Raw genomic sequence first — 16,227 nt, 5'->3', positions numbered from 1 at the left:
AGTTTTTAACCAGTTCAATACGTAAAGATACTATTTTTAGTCTGTTTAAAATTTCTACAATCTTAAAATTTAAAATTCAGCAGAAATAGAAAACTAAATATAAGAAAAATCTTATGCTATTCTTTAAACTTTAGCACTTCCGATCTTCCTTTCTTAAAAATTAAATTGCTTACTGCTTTTCCTTTTCTAAGCGCTTTTTGCTCTTCATAAGGTAAAGCTACAATATCCATACAATCTGTTGAGCAACAATTATTCATCTTTGCTGCACATTCTTCACATTGAATAAACAATAAATGGCACGCTTCGTTCGCACAATTTACATGTGTATCACAAGCTTTTCCACATTGATGACAATGTGCTATAATATCTTCACTAATTCTTTCTGAACGGCGCTCATCAAAAACAAAGTTCTTCCCAATAAATTTATTCTCAAGCTTACTGGCTTCTATTTGACGTACGTAATTAATAATTCCGCCTTCCAACTGAAAAACATTTTTAAACCCTTTATGTTTGTAATAAGCACTAGCTTTCTCACATCTAATCCCTCCTGTACAATACATTACAAGGTTTTTATCTTCTTTATGCTCTTTTAAATCTTCTTCTATAATTGGCAAAGAATCTCTAAAAGTATCTACATCTGGTGTAATGGCGTTTTTAAAATGACCTATTTCACTTTCGTAATGATTACGCATATCCACCAAAACGGTATTTGGATCTTCTATAAGCTCGTTAAAAGTAGCCGCATCTACATGAATTCCTTTGTTGGTAACATCAAAAGCATCGTCATTCAACCCATCTGCTACAATTTTATCACGCACTTTAACTTTTAGCTTTAAAAAAGCAAAGTCATCATGCTCAATAGCTATATTAAGACGTACGTTTTCTAAAAAAGAAATCGAATCTAAATGTTTTTTAAAGTCGTTAAATAATTCTGCAGGGACCGATAATTGTGCGTTAATCCCTTCTTTTGCCACATAAATTCTTCCTAACACCTCCAATTCGTCCCAAGCTAAGAACAAATGATTTCTAAGAATTTGTGGATTTCCAATTTTAGCGTATTTATAGAAAGAAATTGTAAGGCGCTCTTTTCCGGCTTCTTCAATAAGTGCCGCTCTTTCTTCTGCGCTTAATTTATTGTACAGTTGCATGCTATACCAATTTTTTAAGTTAAAGAATTTGTTTCATTAATATTTTTGCAAAAGTAAGGATTTTTAATTTTAGGAGGAAATCTGGGTTCAGTGTTCAGTAAGCAGTTGGCAGTTGGTAAAATTGTAGAGTTGTAGATTTGCAAAGGGGTGAAGTTATAAATTTGCTGATTTGAAGATGTGGAAATGAAAAAAGTCAGAAGACCGAAGTCGAGAGTCGGGAGACAGAATGCAGTGTTCAATGTTCAATAAGCAGTTTTTTTCTTTGTAACAGCGTAACTACATAACAGCGTAACATTTTTACTTTCAACTCAAAGTGGCAAAGGTTCAAAGTGGCAGAGGGACAAAGTTATAAATTTGGAAATGAGGAAATGAAAACCGAAGTCTGAAGTCGAGAGTTGGGAGACAGAATGCAGTGTTCAATGTTCAATAAGCAGTTTTTTTTCTTTGTAACATCGTAACTACATAACAGCGTAACTTTTTACTTCGGGCTTCGGACTTCCAACTTCTCTCTTTTCAATCAAGAGTCAGGAATCAAGAGTCAAGAAAAATCTATATTTTCTTCTCTTTATTCTTGTTTCCTTCCAACTCCAGACTTCTCTCTTTCTCAATACTTCAATTTTTAAATTTTTCAATAAAAAAAGCGTTCAATAAGCAGTTTTTTTCTTCGTAACAGCGTAACTTTTTACTTCGGGCTTCGAACTTCCGACTTCTGACTTATCCAATTCTCTCTCGAATTTCTCGTTTTAATACCAAAAAAAAGAGCTTCAATAATTACTGAAACTCTTTAATTAGCTAATTCGTTGTTATTAAATATTTAAAATATTCATCATTGCAATAACAACGAAGCTAGCCACCATCCATCTTACCATTGCAAGGAATTGCTATGGCAGGATTATTCGATTTCCATATGTAGACATTGCGATATTCCATAAAAAATCAAATAATGTTAAAATAAAAGACGTATCTTTCCTTTGTGTTGATAATTATATTCTATATTCAAAATTTAATCCTTCAAAACAATAACTAATGGGTAAACCCCATTAATTTTAGGGCTACTCAGCCTTCCATTTTTTATTAGATACGAAAAAAATAAAAAGGTTGCGTGGCAAATTGTATGCTGAAAAAAGAAATAGTATTTTAGCACGAAACAAAAGAATACAAAGAAATGAGTTCGGAAAAAGATGCAAAGTTAAAAGCACTAAAGCTCACTTTAGACAAGTTGGATAAAACCTACGGTAAGGGAGCGGTGATGAAAATGGGAGATAGTGTTGTGGAAGATGTTGATGCTATTCCAACAGGGTCTATCGGACTGGATATTGCGTTAGGTGTTGGCGGGTATCCAAGAGGTAGAGTTATAGAAATATACGGACCAGAATCTTCTGGTAAAACAACACTTACGTTACATGCTATTGCTGAGGCTCAAAAAGCTGGTGGAATTGCTGCCTTTATAGATGCGGAGCATGCTTTTGACCGTTTTTATGCACAAAAATTGGGGGTTGATATTGATAATTTAATTATTTCTCAACCAGACCATGGAGAGCAAGCTTTGGAAATTGCCGATAACTTAATTCGTTCAGGAGCTATTGACATTGTAATTGTGGATTCTGTAGCTGCATTAACACCAAAAAGTGAAATTGAAGGAGAAATGGGAGATTCCAAAATGGGACTTCATGCTCGTTTAATGTCGCAGGCTCTACGTAAACTTACAGCAAGTATCAGCAAAACAAAATGTACGGTTATTTTTATCAACCAGCTTCGTGAGAAAATTGGAGTGATGTTCGGAAACCCAGAAACAACAACTGGTGGAAATGCCTTAAAGTTTTATGCTTCAGTTCGGTTAGATATTCGTCGTTCTACACAAATAAAAGATAGTGATGGTGGGGCTTCTGGTAATAAAACTAGAGTAAAAGTGGTGAAAAACAAAGTAGCACCTCCTTTTAAAGCTACAGAATTTGATATTATGTATGGAGAAGGGATTTCTCGAGTTGGGGAAATTCTAGATTTAGGAGTTGAGTTCGAAATTATTAAAAAGAGTGGTTCATGGTTTAGTTATGGCGATACCAAACTAGGACAAGGACGTGACGCTGTAAAAACAATTTTACAAGATAACCCTGAACTTTTAGATGAGTTAGAAGGAAAAATAAAAGAAGGCATTAAAGCAATGGATAACTAATACTGTTGTAAAACACCTTTAAGAATTACTTCGAGATAAGTTCTCAAAGTATGTAATAAAAATAAGTTTACCTCATTTCGATACAGAGCCCTTCTGTAAAGTCAGAATAGGCTTTGAGGAATCAAACCCTCTATGAGGTAGGAAATCCCGAGAATTTATCTTCTCGGGATTTTTTTATGGAAAAACGCAACCCTTTCATCCTAAATGCATCTACTAAGAAAATTAGTATAAAAAAATGAAAAAGTTTTTTGTTTTAATGCTTTGCACTTTTACTTTGCTAAGCTTTAGTTCTTGTGACTTATCGGATGATGATGCAACAAATTTTTACTACGAAACCATGGAAATTACAAGCGCTAATTTTCCAGAATATTTCGAGTATGGAAAAGTATACCCAATTGACTTTACTTATTTAAGACCTACAGATTGCCATATCTACAATGGTTTTGAGTTTAATCATACTGGTGAAACTGAACGTACTATCTTTGCAGTAGCAACAGTACTAGATAGAACCGATTGTGAAACCTTAACAGACACAGAAGGGACTGATAGTTTTGATTTTGAAGTAAGATATAGAAACACCTATACCTTTAAATTTTATATTGGAGAGGATGATAATGGCGAAAAACAATATCTTACTTATGAGGTTCCTGTAAGAGAAGCAGGCGAAGAAACTACTACCTCGATGTAAGTATACGAGGTAGCAAACAAAAAAATATTAATTAATTTCAATGCAAAGAGCATCGGCAAATTACACCCTCCATGAGGGATTAAAACTACTTAGCTACGAGTGAGTCTAGATAAACTCATAAAGCAATGTAAACAGCAAGATAGAAAGGCACAAGAAGAACTCTATAAACTTTTCAGTAGAAAATTATTTAGTGTGTGCCTCAAATACTCGCGCAATCAAGTGGAGGCAGAAGACAATCTGCACGATAGCTTTATGGTTATTTTTAACAAAATTGACACCTATAATTTTAAAGGTTCTTTTGAAGGCTGGCTTAAACGAGTTACTGTAAATACCGTGCTCCAAAAATATAGAAAACAAGGCGCTTTTGATGCGCTTCCGAACAATTTAGAAGATGAAGTCTCTGTAGAGGTTACTACCGATAATGTTTCATTGGATTATTTACTGAAACTTATTCAAGAATTACCAGATAGATACCGACTCTCTTTTAATCTATATGTACTAGATGGATATTCTCACAAAGAAATAGCCGAAATACTTGGTATAAGTGAAGGGACATCAAAATCTAATTTAGCACGTGCTAAAATGGCTTTAAGAAATAGGCTTGAAGAAGATAAAAACTACCTCAGGGGAAGCCCACGAGGTATTCAAACAAAAAAAATATAACACATTTAACGTAAAGTGCTAGTGAATAAAGTAAGACGGATTAAAAAAATAAATTCAGTATAAAACACTTTCTTTACAATAATAAAATAAAATACCTATTGGTATTGAAGTTAAAATGAACGACAAAAAAAACATAGAACGCTTATTCCAAGAGAAGTTTAAAGACTTCGATACTGCTCCACCAGAAAATATGTGGGAGCGCATCGATGCTTCTTTGGACAAAAAAGCAAAGCAAGACAGAAAAGTAATTCCTATTTGGTGGAAACTTGGAGGTGCAGCAGCTATTGCATTATTGATTTTATTTGGAGATTTATTTTTTAATTCTTCTGAAAACACTCTTCCTAATTCAAATATTATTACAAACACAGAACAAGAAACTAACAAAGAAAACGGAAAAAATACTCTTGACGAAAATTCTACTATAAAAACCAATGATGCCGTAGCAAATAGCGCTAACAAAACTAGTGAAGAGAAGTTGACGAATAGTGAAAGTAACAATCCTAAAACAGCAATAACAAATACAAATTCTGGAATTGCAGTCCAAAATTCTTCAGATGGAAATACTGCTATAAAAAACCCTAAAAAACCTGACGAAGAATCCAATTTGGTTAAAAATAATTTGGTTGCCACTACAACTCCAGAGAGTAAGAGTGAGAGTGAACAAAATACTGTCAACAAAAACATTATAGAAAAACAGTCGATAGCAGAAAACAATACGAAAGATGAAAGCCCTTCTGAAAAGAAAGATAATAACGAGAAAAAGTCTTTACTAGATGTTGTTGCAGAAATGGAAAAAGAGAAAGAATTGGTAGCTGTTAAGGAACCTAAAAATTCAAGATGGACAGTTAATCCAAATGTTGCTCCTGTTTACTATAATTCTTTAAGTAAAGGATCTCCTATAAACAGCGAATTTTCTTCCAATGCTAAAGAAGGAGTTATAAATATGAGCTACGGAATTAATGTAGCTTATAATGTAAGTAAACGTTTAAGCGTGCGTTCTGGTATTAACAATGTAAACATGGGCTATAGCACCAATGATGTTAATTTTGGCCCAGCTGTTTTTGGAGCCTCACAATCGCTTTCCACTATAGATTTTAAAAGTAGCGAAACCTCATTAAATGTATCTAGTAGCGATAAGTCTCCTTCCTTTAGCCCGAACTCCAATAGTCAGTTTGAAGCTAAGACTGAAAATGTTTCTGAAGGTAGCATGAAGCAAGAGTTTGGATATATTGAAGTTCCAATGGAATTAAAATACCGATTGGTAGATAAACGATTTGGAATTAATATCATTGGTGGGATGAGTTCTTTGTTTTTAACCAGCAATGAAGTTTCTATACAATCCAGCTCTTTAACTACAGAGGTTGGAGAAGCTAATAATTTAAACGACCTAAGTTTTAGTACCAACATTGGAGTTGGTTTGGACTATCAATTATCAAACAAACTACTTTTCAATTTAGAGCCTATGTTTAAATATCAACTAAATACATTTTCAAGAGAAGATGGTGGTTTTTCGCCATATATCTTAGGGGTGTATACAGGACTGAGTTTTAAATTTTAAAAAGTTAAACATAACATTTGACCTTTTTCTAAGCAGCGCCTTTTTGATTGAATTGACGCATGCTTTGAGAATAAACTACCTCGAGGTAAACCTACAAGGTATTCAAAGGAAAATAATTTAATCCATTTTAGAGCCCTTCGGTAAACTCAGTAAAGGCTCAGGGGAAATAAAACCCTGCTTAAAAAATTAAAAATAGTTGGTTAGGTTATTTGCTTAATTGCATTTTACCTAAAGAAAATCCCTTTCCACTTGGAAGGGGATTTTTGTATTTAAGATAAATGATCATAAATAGCCTGCCTAGCATGTAACTTAATCTGAGTAGCATCTGAAGATTTTAAACCATGAGTATTCAAAAATTTCATAACTATAGCGCGTGTTCTTCCAGGAGAGCCGCTAAAGAACTCATATGAAAAGCGTTTTTTATTATCTAAAAACACAACAGGAACAATTGGAATTTGATGTTCAATAGCCAATCTAAATGCTCCTTCCTTAAATTCATCTAAAACAATATTCAAATCGTCTGGAACCCCACCCTCTGGAAAAATACATATACTCAACCCCTGTGTTAATCGGCGTTGTGCACTTTTATACACAGCTGTCCTGCTTTTAGCGGAGCTTCTGTCCACCAAAATACATACACGTTTATAAAAAAATCCGAAAATTGGAATTTTAGCTAGCTCCTTTTTCCCTACAAATACAAATGGATTTTTAGACACTTTTAACATCATTAAAATATCAAGCATGGAGGTATGATTTCCTATAAGCATATAACTTTCTCCCTTTTTTATTTCTTGGTGGCGTTTAATAGAAGGAAACAAAAACATACCATACAGTACAAAATTTGCCCAAATATTTCTTGCAATCCAAAAAAACAAAGGATATAATTTCTCGCTAACAGTAAGTATCAATAGGATTGGAAATAAAATAACAATCGGTATTGACATTAATAAATAAAACCAAACTCTATATAAAAGCTGTAAAAAACTAATTATTATTATTTTCACACGAATACGTTTAAGTCAAATATATTATATAATTATGAAAGAAATTGCTACCTAATAAACTTACGCTTTATCCACAAGCTTTTGTACAGGCAACTACTTTGGATATAAAATACCCTCTAATGAGGATTTTTACGGAATCAAAAATAAACATTTGCAACAAACTGGTTTATACTTTTCGTAAAACATCATACCTTTGTGCGACTGTTTAAAATAGAAAAATGGCAAGAATACTTACAGGAATACAGAGTACAGGAACTCCACATCTAGGAAATTTGTTGGGTGCTATTATCCCAGCGATAAAAATGTCTGAGAAACCAGAAAACGATTCTTTCCTTTTTATTGCAGATATGCATTCATTAACGCAAATTAAGGATGGAGAAACATTAAGAAACAATACATACAATGTTGCTGCGGCTTGGCTTGCATGTGGATTAGATATAAATAGGGTTGTTTTTTACAGACAAAGTGATGTTCCTCAAACTACTGAACTAACTTGGTACTTAAGTTGTTATTTCCCATACCAACGTTTAACATTAGCACATTCTTTTAAGGACAAGGCAGACCGTTTGGATGATGTGAATGCTGGATTATTTAGCTATCCAATGCTAATGGCTGCCGATATTTTGTTGTATGATGCTGAGATTGTTCCTGTTGGAAAAGACCAGATGCAACATATTGAGATTACTCGGGATGTAGCCTCAAGAATGCATACTCAAATTGGAGAAACCTTTGTTATTCCTGAAGGAAAAGTACAAGAAGAAACCATGTATATTCCAGGAACTGATGGGCAGAAAATGAGTAAATCGAGAAATAATTTTATCAATATTTTTCTCCCTGAAAAGCAATTACGCAAACAAGTAATGAGTATTGAAACAGACAGTACTCCATTGGAAGCTCCAAAAGACCCAGATACATGTAAGGTTTTCGGAATTTATAAATTGCTTGCAACGCCAGAACAAATAGTAGATATGCGTCAAAAATATGAAAAAGGCGGTTTTGGTTATGGACATGCAAAACAAGCATTATTCGAATTAATTCTTGATAAATTCTCCACAGAAAGAGAACGCTTCAACTATTATATGGAGAATCTTAATGAAATTGATGACGTATTGGCTGTAGGCGCTGAAAAGGCAAAAAAAGTTGCTAATGATGTCCTTGGAAGAGTACGAAGCAAAATAGGGTATTAAAACTTTTTGAGGGATTAAATTACCTCAAAAAGTTTGCCGGGTAATGGACGCACAACGCCTTTCATTTCCATTGATAAAAGAATAGCCGCTAGTTTATGAACTGGCATCATACAATCCAAAGCAATTACATCTAGTAATTGCTTTTCTTTTTTCTGCAAATAATCATAAATTGTTTGTTCATTACTATCCAACTCTACAAACAATTGTTTCTGAACCGAGGCATTAGAGTCCTCATTAAAATCCCATCCTAATATGTACACTAAATCGGCTGCTGAGGTTAACATATGCGCTTGCTGACTTTTAAGTAAGTTATTACACCCTTCACTATATTTATCGGTGCTGCGACCAGGAAAAGTAAAAACTTCTCGATTATAAGAAATTGCAATATCTGCAGTTACCAAACTCCCACCCTTACTAGCAGATTCTACCACAACAGTAACATCTGCCATTCCAGCGATGATACGATTCCTTTTTAAAAAATTATTTCGCTCCGGCCCCTCATCACTCCAGAAATCTGTTATAAAACCTCCATTTTGCATTATGGAATCCACGTATTTAGCATGAGATTTGGGATATACCTGATTTAATCCATGCGCTAAACAACCAATAGTTTGTAATTCATTTTTAATAGCAGCATTATGGGCACAGATATCTACACCATAAGCAAAACCACTAAGAATGATTGGATCGAATGGCGTTATTTCCTCAATAAATTTTTCACAAGCAGCAATTCCATACGATGTTATTTGACGAGTTCCCACCACACTTATAATTTTCTGATGCTGCTTTCTCAAATTAATATTTCCCCTACTAAAAATAAGAATAGGACCATCTATACAATGTTTTAGGTTTCTAGGGTACTCTTCTTCTTCATAAGAAACCACATCATAATTATGGTCTCGTATAAATTGAAGCTCCTTCTCAGCATCAATTAAATTGTTTTTATTGTTAAGCATACTCAAAATATGCGCTCCAATACCATCAATTTTAAGAAGGTTATTTCGCTTTTCTTTAAAAACTTCTTCAGCGCTACCACAATGTTTTATGAGCTTTTTGGCAGTTATATCCCCTATTTTGGACGCTCTGTGAATTGTTAATAAAAAAAGAAGCTCTTTATCCGTCATTTAAACATGTGATTTTCAGCAATAAAAGTACAGAAAAAATTCTACTGTTGATAAAAACTGAAAAAGTATTTTCAAATCAATTCGATTTTTTTACATCTTTGCTTTATGCGAATAGAAAATTACATAAGCGATTTATTATACCGATATGAATGCGTAACTGTACCTGGGTTTGGTTCATTTATTACACAGTATCAACCTGCAAAAGTGCATCATAATACAAATGCTTTCTATCCGCCATCAAAATCTATTGCCTTTAACGAGCAATTAAAATCTAATGACGGACTTCTAACAAAGTACATTGCAGAAGCGCAAAATATTAGTTATGAAGAAGCATCAACTAGGATTGAAGCTACCGTTCTAAGCTGGAGAAAATCTTTAATTTCAAAAGAAAAAATAGCCCTTAAAAATATTGGAGATCTTTGGTGGAGCGAAGATGAAAAAGTTCTTTTCCAACCTTCATACCATTTAAACTATTTAACTTCTTCATTTGGACTATCTTCTTTCGTATCTCCTTCCATCACAAGAGAGGAATTGAAGAAAGAAGTAGAAACATTAGAAGAAAAAGCTCCAATAGCATTTACTCCTGAACGTAGGAAAAATCGTTCTTACTTAAAATATGCTGCTGTATTTTTACTTGCCTTATCCGCTGGAACTATCGGTTATAAACTTGTTGATATTCAGAAAGAAAATCAAATTCAAGTAGCGCAACAAGAAGCACAAAAGCAAATTGAAAACGATATTCAAAAAGCTACATTTTTTGATACAACTCCTTTGGAGATCCCTTCAATTACTTTGAAAGTAGAGAAACAACCTCTTAAATATCATATTATAGCAGGTGCTTTTAGAGTTGAAGAAAATGCGGATAAAAAGGTAGATCAGCTTAAAGAAAGAGGATATGAGGCTGAACGGATTGGGGAAAATAAATATGGCTTACACCAAGTTACATACGCTAGTTTTGCTGAAGTTCCTGAAGCTTTAGATTTTTTACGAAAAGTAAAAAGTGAAGAGTCCAAAGAAGCTTGGCTTTTAGTAGATGAAAATATAGAAGACTAAAAAATTATAAAAATAAAAAAAGGGTTTTGAAATATTTCAAAGCCCTTTTCTTTTACATAACCAAACTACTAACTCAAACTATAATTTAAACCCAATACCAATTCCCGCAATAAATGGGTTAATATCTACCTCTGCGTTTACTACAGCTCCCAAAGCCGAAGTTGCATCTACTTCTACATCGGTACTTAAAAACAAGTACTTGGCATCAATATTAATAAACCAACGCTTGCTTATGTCAAAATCAATACCAAACTGCATTGCTGGAGAAAAGCTATTTTCATAATCAACATTATCGGCTATTGGACCATTAGCTGCATTATAAAAAATAGTATAATTAAAACCGGCTCCTACATATGGACGTACATTTTCTTCTACATTCCAATGGTATTGAAGTGTTAAAGTTGGTGGAAGTAACCACACATCTCCTAAATCTAAATTGCCTACAGCTGTATTAATTGCTTTGACATCATGATTGGTTGTTCCTAAAATTAATTCAGCTGCAATATTTTTAGTAAAGTAATATGTAAAATCTAACTCTGGCATAAAAGACTTACTTATAGCTGCATCACCTCCAATTAAACCAATATTTGCACTTTCATCAGGAGTTACTAATATCCCACGCAATCTTACTTGCCATTTATGAAAATCGTTATAATACAACTTCTCTTCACTCTCTTGCGCACATACAATACCAGATGCAAGCACCCCAAATACCATACTTAAAAATAATTTTCTCATTGTTTGAATATTTATAAATTTATGTGGTAAAATTATTACAACTCCTAAAAAATATTAATGACATAAATCATATCATCAGAAAAAATTCTTATGTGTACTTTAAAGTATTAATGTATTTTTATACAACTACTAACATCAAAAACAAATAAAAATGAAACAACTATTCAACTTAATAGTACTATTATTAACCGTCACACTATCCGCACAAGGAACCAAAAAACATTCCTTTTCAGTTGAAAAAGATATCCTATGGGCTAGTCCAAAAGGATATGATTTAACAATGGATATTTACACCCCTAATACAGAAAAGGCTACATATCCTGTGCTAATTATCTACCATGGCGGTGGATGGCTTATTAACAACAAATCTATTATGGATGAAATGTCTCAATACATTGCTTCTCATAGCGAATATGTGGTTTGTAATGTTAATTACCGTTTACTTACCGCAAATAATAATACCACCAACATGAATGAAATTATTGAAGATGCTCTGGGCGCTGTACTTTGGACTAAGGAGAATATTTCCAAATACAAAGGGAATCCAAATGCAATTGCGGTAACTGGCGATAGTGCTGGCGGACATTTGGCAGCAATGGTTGTAAATGCAAAAGATAATATTTCTGAAACAGGATTTGAGGCAGGAAGATTAAGTTTTACACCTTCTTATTTACCTCCAAATAAAACTCTTGAAGAGCTTAAAACTTCCGATGCCTTAGCTGTTCAAGCAGCTGTATTAAGTTACCCAGCAGTAGATATATACGCTGCCGCATTGGGAGACGGTGTTAATGGCTTTGAAAGTAGCAGTAATTTCTTTTGGCAAATGGGCGAGGCTGAGGCAAGAGGAATTTTTGGAAAAGATATTAACGTAAAAGACAATCCTAATTATTACAAAATTTGCTCTCCAATATACACCATACCCAAGAAAAACGACCGAAAGCTTCCTCCTCAATTTTGCCATGTAGGCTCTAAAGATCAAACTACCACCCCTGAATCTATTAAAGCATATGTAGCTAAATTGGAAGAAAACGGACAATCAGTAGAATATTGGGTTTACGAAGGTAGAAATCACGCTTATTTAGATTCTGGAAGTAATGAGTTTTTAGGAAATTCTTTTGAAAAGGATGCCATTGAGCCTATCCATAAAATTATAAACTTTTTAGACAAGGTATTTTATCCATAATAAGTACAGAAGAACTTTATTAAAACAATTTTCATATTGTGGTATTTGCTGATATCTTTGCATAAAATTTAAACAATGCAAGCAAAAACACCTAGTGAATCTAGAACCGTAATGACCGACCTTGTTTTACCTAGTGAAACAAACCCGTTAAATAATTTATTTGGTGGTGAATTATTAGCTAGAATGGACAGAGCGGCAAGTATTTCTGCAAGAAGGCATTCGCGTAGGGTTACTGTTACTGCCTCTGTAAACCACGTAGCTTTTAATCGCGCTATTCCACTTGGAAGTGTTGTAACTGTAGAAGCATCTGTCTCAAGAGCTTTTAATAGCTCTATGGAAATATATATTGATGTTTGGATTGAAGACCGAGAAAACGGACATAAAAGCAAAGCAAATGAAGCTATTTATACTTTTGTAGCGGTAGACGATACAGGAAAGCCAGTTACCGTTCCTCCTATTTCTCCAGAATCAAAACTAGAAAAAGAACGTTATGAAGCCGCTCTAAGAAGAAAACAATTGAGTTTAGTGCTTGCAGGAAAAATGAAACCTAATGAAGCAACAGAGCTTAAAGCACTGTTTACAGAATAACTTCTTATACTAAAAAATGCTTTGATAAAATTCATCAAAGCATTTTTTATATTGTTTACGCATTAAAACTAAATCACACGTTCTACATTCTATAAATCCAATTTGCTGGATTATCGGTGTGATTGTTATCATAAATCATAAATTTCAATACTGTTTCATTATTACTTGGGCTAGTAAAAACTTCTCCTATTTCTTGTTTGGTAACTACATTATCTCCTTCTTTTACATATACCTTTCCAAGATTGTTATATACAGAAATATAATTACCATGCTGAATTAAAACCGCCTTATTTCCTCCTTTTATTGCTTGTACTGCTAATACTTTTCCTCGGTAAATTGCACGTGCTTTAGAACCTGCTTCCGTTGCAATTCTAACCCCATTACTTTGTATAGTAACAGATTTTACAATAGGATGCGGTTGTTTTCCATAACGCATTTTTAAAACCCCTTTTTCAACCGGCCAAGGCAGTTTTCCTTTATTGGCTTTAAAATCTGTATCCACCAATTTGGCTTCGGCAGTTAAAGCAAAATTGGAAGATTTTGTAGCGCTTTCTCTGGTTTCCTTAGTAGTTTCCTTATTTGCAGCATTAGCTTTGGCAATTGCCTCTCTAATTAAATTATCTATTTGCCTATCAATTTCATCGGCTTGACTTTGTTTTTTGCGGATTTGAGAAGCATACTCACTTTCTTTCTCCTTAATACTTGCAATAAGTCCTTTTTGCGAATTTAATTCTCTTTCTAAAGTAGTTTGCTCTTTTTTATTTTCAGCAATTAAAGTTTCTTTTTCTTCGCGCTGTACCACCAAACCATTATTTAAATCTTGTAGTTCTTTAGTTTTAGACTGAATTTCATCGGCTTGTTCCTTTCGGTAATTCGTATACTGTTTCATATACTGAAGTCGTTTATAAGCCTGAAAAAAATCTTCAGAAGACAATAAAAACATCAATCTACTTTGCTGCGATTTGTTTTTATAAGATTTGCGAATCATTTCAGCATAATCGCTTTTTAATTCTTTTAAATCGTCTCGAAGTTTAGAGATTTTATTAATGTTATTATTTATCTGGCGACTAATAAGACTTGCTTGCTGATTGGTGACTTTTATAAGCTCTTTACGGATTTTTATTTTATGATCTAAATCTTCCACATCTTCCAAAACACTTGTTTTTTCTTGACGTTTTTGAGAAAGCAAGGTATTGAATTGTTGAATCTCTTCTTGTAAACGCGATTTACGTGCTTCTAATTCCTTTTGCTCATCACTTTGAGAATAGAGGGAGCCAAACGACATAAAAGCAATTAAAACGGCTGAAAATAAAAAATTCCGCTGACTCATATTATTTAATTTCTACTTGTTTAAATCCGCTTGGAATACTGTAAGGAAAAGAAACATCTCGGTTAAATTCAACACTATTGTATTCAATTTCAATTCTATTTTTATGCTCCTTATCTACCGCATTTATTTCAATCTCATTTGGTAAAATTTTACCATCTACCGTTTGGTAATTTTTATAATCTATGCTCAATAAACGATTTTTTGATGGTTGTGATATTTGCTGTAATGACATTTTAAAATACGTAGGCTCCAACAAAAATAGGGTTTTAAATAATTCTGATTGCTTTTCTGGCTTTAACTGATATTTATTTGCAACCGAAGAGGCATAATAAGGCTCTTTATTTAAGTCGAAAACTGCTTGTCCCAATAATAAGTTTTGTACCATCTCAAAATTTAATTCGGTTCCCAAAAGCTTATTTAAGTAAGAAAAATCACCATCAAAATAAGTATTGTCAAGTTTATTATAAAATGAAACTCGTGTTGGCGTAATTAAAACTTTAACCACAGAAAGTGTAGCGCTCATCCAAATAGCCTCATCTTTCTTCATTCTAATACTTACAGTAGTCCCTTGAGAGTTCTCCCCATCGGAATAATCAATTTTAATTCTTCCTGTAAGCGTTTCAAAATCCAATTCATTTTTATAATGATTCCCAATAATGCTTTTTGCTGAAAGGTTGCTTTTCAACTCTCCAACTCCAAGTACATTTTTAGAACCACAAGAAGTAGCAAAAAGTAAGATTGTTGTAAAAATAGTTACAGAAGTCTTTCTTATTATATTCATTTAAATCTTTTACTTATTAATTATTGGAATTTATTTTTTGCTGATATTCTTTGGCTTTCTCTACATTATTTAATCCATTATAAGCAAACACCAATTCATTATAAATATTGTTTTCAAGCTGTTTATTGTCAAGCAAATACCCTAAGCCTTCTTCTAAAACATTTTTTGCCATTTCAAATTTCTGAAGCTTATTTAGAGCTACCCCTTTTAAATAATAGAATTCTGGTTGGGTTGGATAATTATCTAAAGCTTCACTACTCACAATAAGCATTTCATTAAAGTCGGTACGCTGCTTTTGTTTTAATATTTGCTTTTTATAATCTTCAATTGGGTTATTTATAGAAACAGATTTCGATTCTGCTGCTGTATAATTATCTGCTAAAGCATTTATATTATTCAGCATTACAACTTTAGATTTTCGTTGAACAACCTCAGATCTACTTATTCCTTGAGCTTCCATTTGATCTAAAAGCCCCATTGCTTTTTCGTAATCTTTGTTTTCAATATATAAATCAACCAAAACTATTTTATAGTTAGAATTCTGTTCTGCCAATGTTGATGCAACTTCAATTGCTTTTTCAATATTTTGCTGGTTTTTATAACAATCTAACAATGCGTCCAAATACCATTTATTTGCAGCATCTTTTGAAATTGCCTTTTCAAAGTACGGTTGTGCTTCTACATATTTATGTTGATACATATAATTTAAGCCCAACTCATAATCTATAACCTCATTTTCTGGCTCCAGCAATTTACATTCCAACAATGCGGTAATTGCTTTGTCGTAATTTTCAATTCCCTTTTGCTTAAGAGATTCGTAAAAAAACTCTTGGAAAGCATCCTCATTTGCCTGATGAGAAATATCTGCATTCGTTTCTTGGGCGTTAACAAACATTGCAGTTGTAAAAACCACTAGCATTATTGTTTTAATACACCCTTTTCTTATCATAATTCTACGAGTTAAGAAAGTAAACTACCTTAGCACAAGCCTTAAAGCATTTAAATCTGG

At 33.2% G+C, this 16,227-nt stretch carries 15 protein-coding genes; 8 read left to right on the top strand and 7 right to left on the bottom strand.

The genetic code is table 11. The features are described from left to right. Positions 1 to 116: 116 nt before the first annotated feature. Positions 117 to 1,148 carry an oxygen-dependent tRNA uridine(34) hydroxylase TrhO gene (gene trhO, locus AC13CQ_RS06890; protein ID WP_008611587.1) on the bottom strand — a complete coding sequence of 344 codons (1,032 nt, stop codon included), beginning with the start codon at positions 1,146 to 1,148 and terminating at the stop codon, positions 117 to 119. 1,165 nt (positions 1,149 to 2,313) lie between these two features. Here trhO and recA point away from each other — a divergent pair. From recA to AC13CQ_RS06870, 4 genes are all read left to right on the top strand, one after another. Continuing rightward, a complete protein-coding gene (gene recA, locus AC13CQ_RS06885; RefSeq protein WP_335587032.1) occupies positions 2,314 to 3,321 on the top strand; it encodes a recombinase RecA in 1,008 nt (335 codons plus the stop codon). A gap of 235 nt (positions 3,322 to 3,556) precedes the next feature. Further along, positions 3,557 to 4,009 carry a hypothetical protein gene (locus AC13CQ_RS06880; protein WP_335587031.1) on the top strand — a complete coding sequence of 151 codons (453 nt, stop codon included), beginning with the start codon at positions 3,557 to 3,559 and terminating at the stop codon, positions 4,007 to 4,009. Positions 4,010 to 4,108: 99 nt separating this feature from the next. Beyond that, complete coding sequence (locus AC13CQ_RS06875; RefSeq protein WP_008611584.1) at positions 4,109 to 4,672, top strand: RNA polymerase sigma factor; 564 nt, start codon at positions 4,109 to 4,111, stop codon at positions 4,670 to 4,672. 115 nt (positions 4,673 to 4,787) lie between these two features. Beyond that, positions 4,788 to 6,230, top strand: a complete 1,443-nt coding sequence (locus AC13CQ_RS06870; RefSeq protein WP_456868112.1) for an outer membrane beta-barrel protein — start codon at positions 4,788 to 4,790, stop codon at positions 6,228 to 6,230. A 269-nt stretch (positions 6,231 to 6,499) separates the two neighbouring features. Here the strand turns inward: AC13CQ_RS06870 and AC13CQ_RS06865 are convergent, their stop codons facing one another. Beyond that, complete coding sequence (locus AC13CQ_RS06865) at positions 6,500 to 7,234, bottom strand: lysophospholipid acyltransferase family protein (protein ID WP_456868111.1); 735 nt, start codon at positions 7,232 to 7,234, stop codon at positions 6,500 to 6,502. Positions 7,235 to 7,452: 218 nt separating this feature from the next. Here AC13CQ_RS06865 and trpS point away from each other — a divergent pair, with 218 nt between their 5' ends. Beyond that, the gene (gene trpS, locus AC13CQ_RS06860; protein ID WP_335587028.1) at positions 7,453 to 8,421 is read left to right on the top strand and encodes a tryptophan--tRNA ligase; all 969 of its coding nucleotides are present in this window, start codon (positions 7,453 to 7,455) and stop codon (positions 8,419 to 8,421) included. Between the two features lie 14 nt (positions 8,422 to 8,435). Here the strand turns inward: trpS and dprA are convergent, their stop codons facing one another. Beyond that, positions 8,436 to 9,545 (bottom strand): DNA-processing protein DprA, encoded by a 1,110-nt coding sequence (dprA, locus tag AC13CQ_RS06855; RefSeq protein ID WP_456868110.1) that lies wholly within the window; start codon positions 9,543 to 9,545, stop codon positions 8,436 to 8,438. Between the two features lie 105 nt (positions 9,546 to 9,650). Here dprA and AC13CQ_RS06850 point away from each other — a divergent pair, with 105 nt between their 5' ends. Beyond that, positions 9,651 to 10,598 carry an HU domain-containing protein gene (locus tag AC13CQ_RS06850; RefSeq protein ID WP_456868109.1) on the top strand — a complete coding sequence of 316 codons (948 nt, stop codon included), beginning with the start codon at positions 9,651 to 9,653 and terminating at the stop codon, positions 10,596 to 10,598. Positions 10,599 to 10,676: 78 nt separating this feature from the next. On the opposite strand, the gene AC13CQ_RS06845 is transcribed toward AC13CQ_RS06850, so the two are convergent. Next, positions 10,677 to 11,336: an OmpW/AlkL family protein gene (locus AC13CQ_RS06845; RefSeq protein ID WP_456868108.1), complete on the bottom strand. Its 660-nt coding sequence runs from the start codon at positions 11,334 to 11,336 to the stop codon at positions 10,677 to 10,679. A 151-nt stretch (positions 11,337 to 11,487) separates the two neighbouring features. Here AC13CQ_RS06845 and AC13CQ_RS06840 point away from each other — a divergent pair, with 151 nt between their 5' ends. Together AC13CQ_RS06840 and AC13CQ_RS06835 are read left to right on the top strand one after the other, a co-directional pair. Then, positions 11,488 to 12,519: an alpha/beta hydrolase gene (locus AC13CQ_RS06840; RefSeq protein ID WP_456868107.1), complete on the top strand. Its 1,032-nt coding sequence runs from the start codon at positions 11,488 to 11,490 to the stop codon at positions 12,517 to 12,519. A 75-nt stretch (positions 12,520 to 12,594) separates the two neighbouring features. Further along, positions 12,595 to 13,107, top strand: coding sequence for an acyl-CoA thioesterase (locus AC13CQ_RS06835; RefSeq protein ID WP_456868106.1), 513 nt, complete (start codon positions 12,595 to 12,597; stop codon positions 13,105 to 13,107). An 82-nt stretch (positions 13,108 to 13,189) separates the two neighbouring features. Here the strand turns inward: AC13CQ_RS06835 and AC13CQ_RS06830 are convergent, their stop codons facing one another. From AC13CQ_RS06830 to AC13CQ_RS06820, 3 genes are read right to left on the bottom strand one after another with little or no spacing between them, the layout of a single operon-like run. Then, complete coding sequence (locus tag AC13CQ_RS06830; protein ID WP_008611570.1) at positions 13,190 to 14,437, bottom strand: murein hydrolase activator EnvC family protein; 1,248 nt, start codon at positions 14,435 to 14,437, stop codon at positions 13,190 to 13,192. A gap of 1 nt (position 14,438) precedes the next feature. Continuing rightward, entirely contained in the window at positions 14,439 to 15,218 is a 780-nt protein-coding gene (gene lolB1, locus AC13CQ_RS06825; protein ID WP_456868105.1) for a lipoprotein insertase outer membrane protein LolB1, read from the bottom strand. A 16-nt stretch (positions 15,219 to 15,234) separates the two neighbouring features. Beyond that, positions 15,235 to 16,167 carry a tetratricopeptide repeat protein gene (locus tag AC13CQ_RS06820; protein WP_456868104.1) on the bottom strand — a complete coding sequence of 311 codons (933 nt, stop codon included), beginning with the start codon at positions 16,165 to 16,167 and terminating at the stop codon, positions 15,235 to 15,237. Positions 16,168 to 16,227 lie beyond the last annotated feature (60 nt).

This window comes from Galbibacter sp. L-19 (assembly GCF_056857615.1).
The sequence above is the reverse complement of the archived record's forward strand: the minus strand, read 5'-3'. Positions and strand labels throughout refer to the sequence as shown.

Bases quoted from the DNA above. Each gene is read 5' to 3' on its own strand.
- AC13CQ_RS06835 (WP_456868106.1), top strand. From the start codon at position 12,595: ATGCAAGCAAAAACACCTAGTGAATCTAGAACCGTAATGACCGACCTT.
- AC13CQ_RS06870 (WP_456868112.1), top strand. From the start codon at position 4,788: ATGAACGACAAAAAAAACATAGAACGCTTATTCCAAGAGAAGTTTAAA.
- dprA (WP_456868110.1), bottom strand. From the start codon at position 9,545: ATGACGGATAAAGAGCTTCTTTTTTTATTAACAATTCACAGAGCGTCC.
- trhO (WP_008611587.1), bottom strand. From the start codon at position 1,148: ATGCAACTGTACAATAAATTAAGCGCAGAAGAAAGAGCGGCACTTATT.
- AC13CQ_RS06840 (WP_456868107.1), top strand. From the start codon at position 11,488: ATGAAACAACTATTCAACTTAATAGTACTATTATTAACCGTCACACTA.
- trpS (WP_335587028.1), top strand. From the start codon at position 7,453: ATGGCAAGAATACTTACAGGAATACAGAGTACAGGAACTCCACATCTA.
- AC13CQ_RS06830 (WP_008611570.1), bottom strand. From the start codon at position 14,437: ATGAGTCAGCGGAATTTTTTATTTTCAGCCGTTTTAATTGCTTTTATG.
- lolB1 (WP_456868105.1), bottom strand. From the start codon at position 15,218: ATGAATATAATAAGAAAGACTTCTGTAACTATTTTTACAACAATCTTA.
- AC13CQ_RS06880 (WP_335587031.1), top strand. From the start codon at position 3,557: ATGAAAAAGTTTTTTGTTTTAATGCTTTGCACTTTTACTTTGCTAAGC.
- AC13CQ_RS06820 (WP_456868104.1), bottom strand. From the start codon at position 16,167: ATGATAAGAAAAGGGTGTATTAAAACAATAATGCTAGTGGTTTTTACA.
- AC13CQ_RS06845 (WP_456868108.1), bottom strand. From the start codon at position 11,336: ATGAGAAAATTATTTTTAAGTATGGTATTTGGGGTGCTTGCATCTGGT.
- AC13CQ_RS06850 (WP_456868109.1), top strand. From the start codon at position 9,651: ATGCGAATAGAAAATTACATAAGCGATTTATTATACCGATATGAATGC.
- recA (WP_335587032.1), top strand. From the start codon at position 2,314: ATGAGTTCGGAAAAAGATGCAAAGTTAAAAGCACTAAAGCTCACTTTA.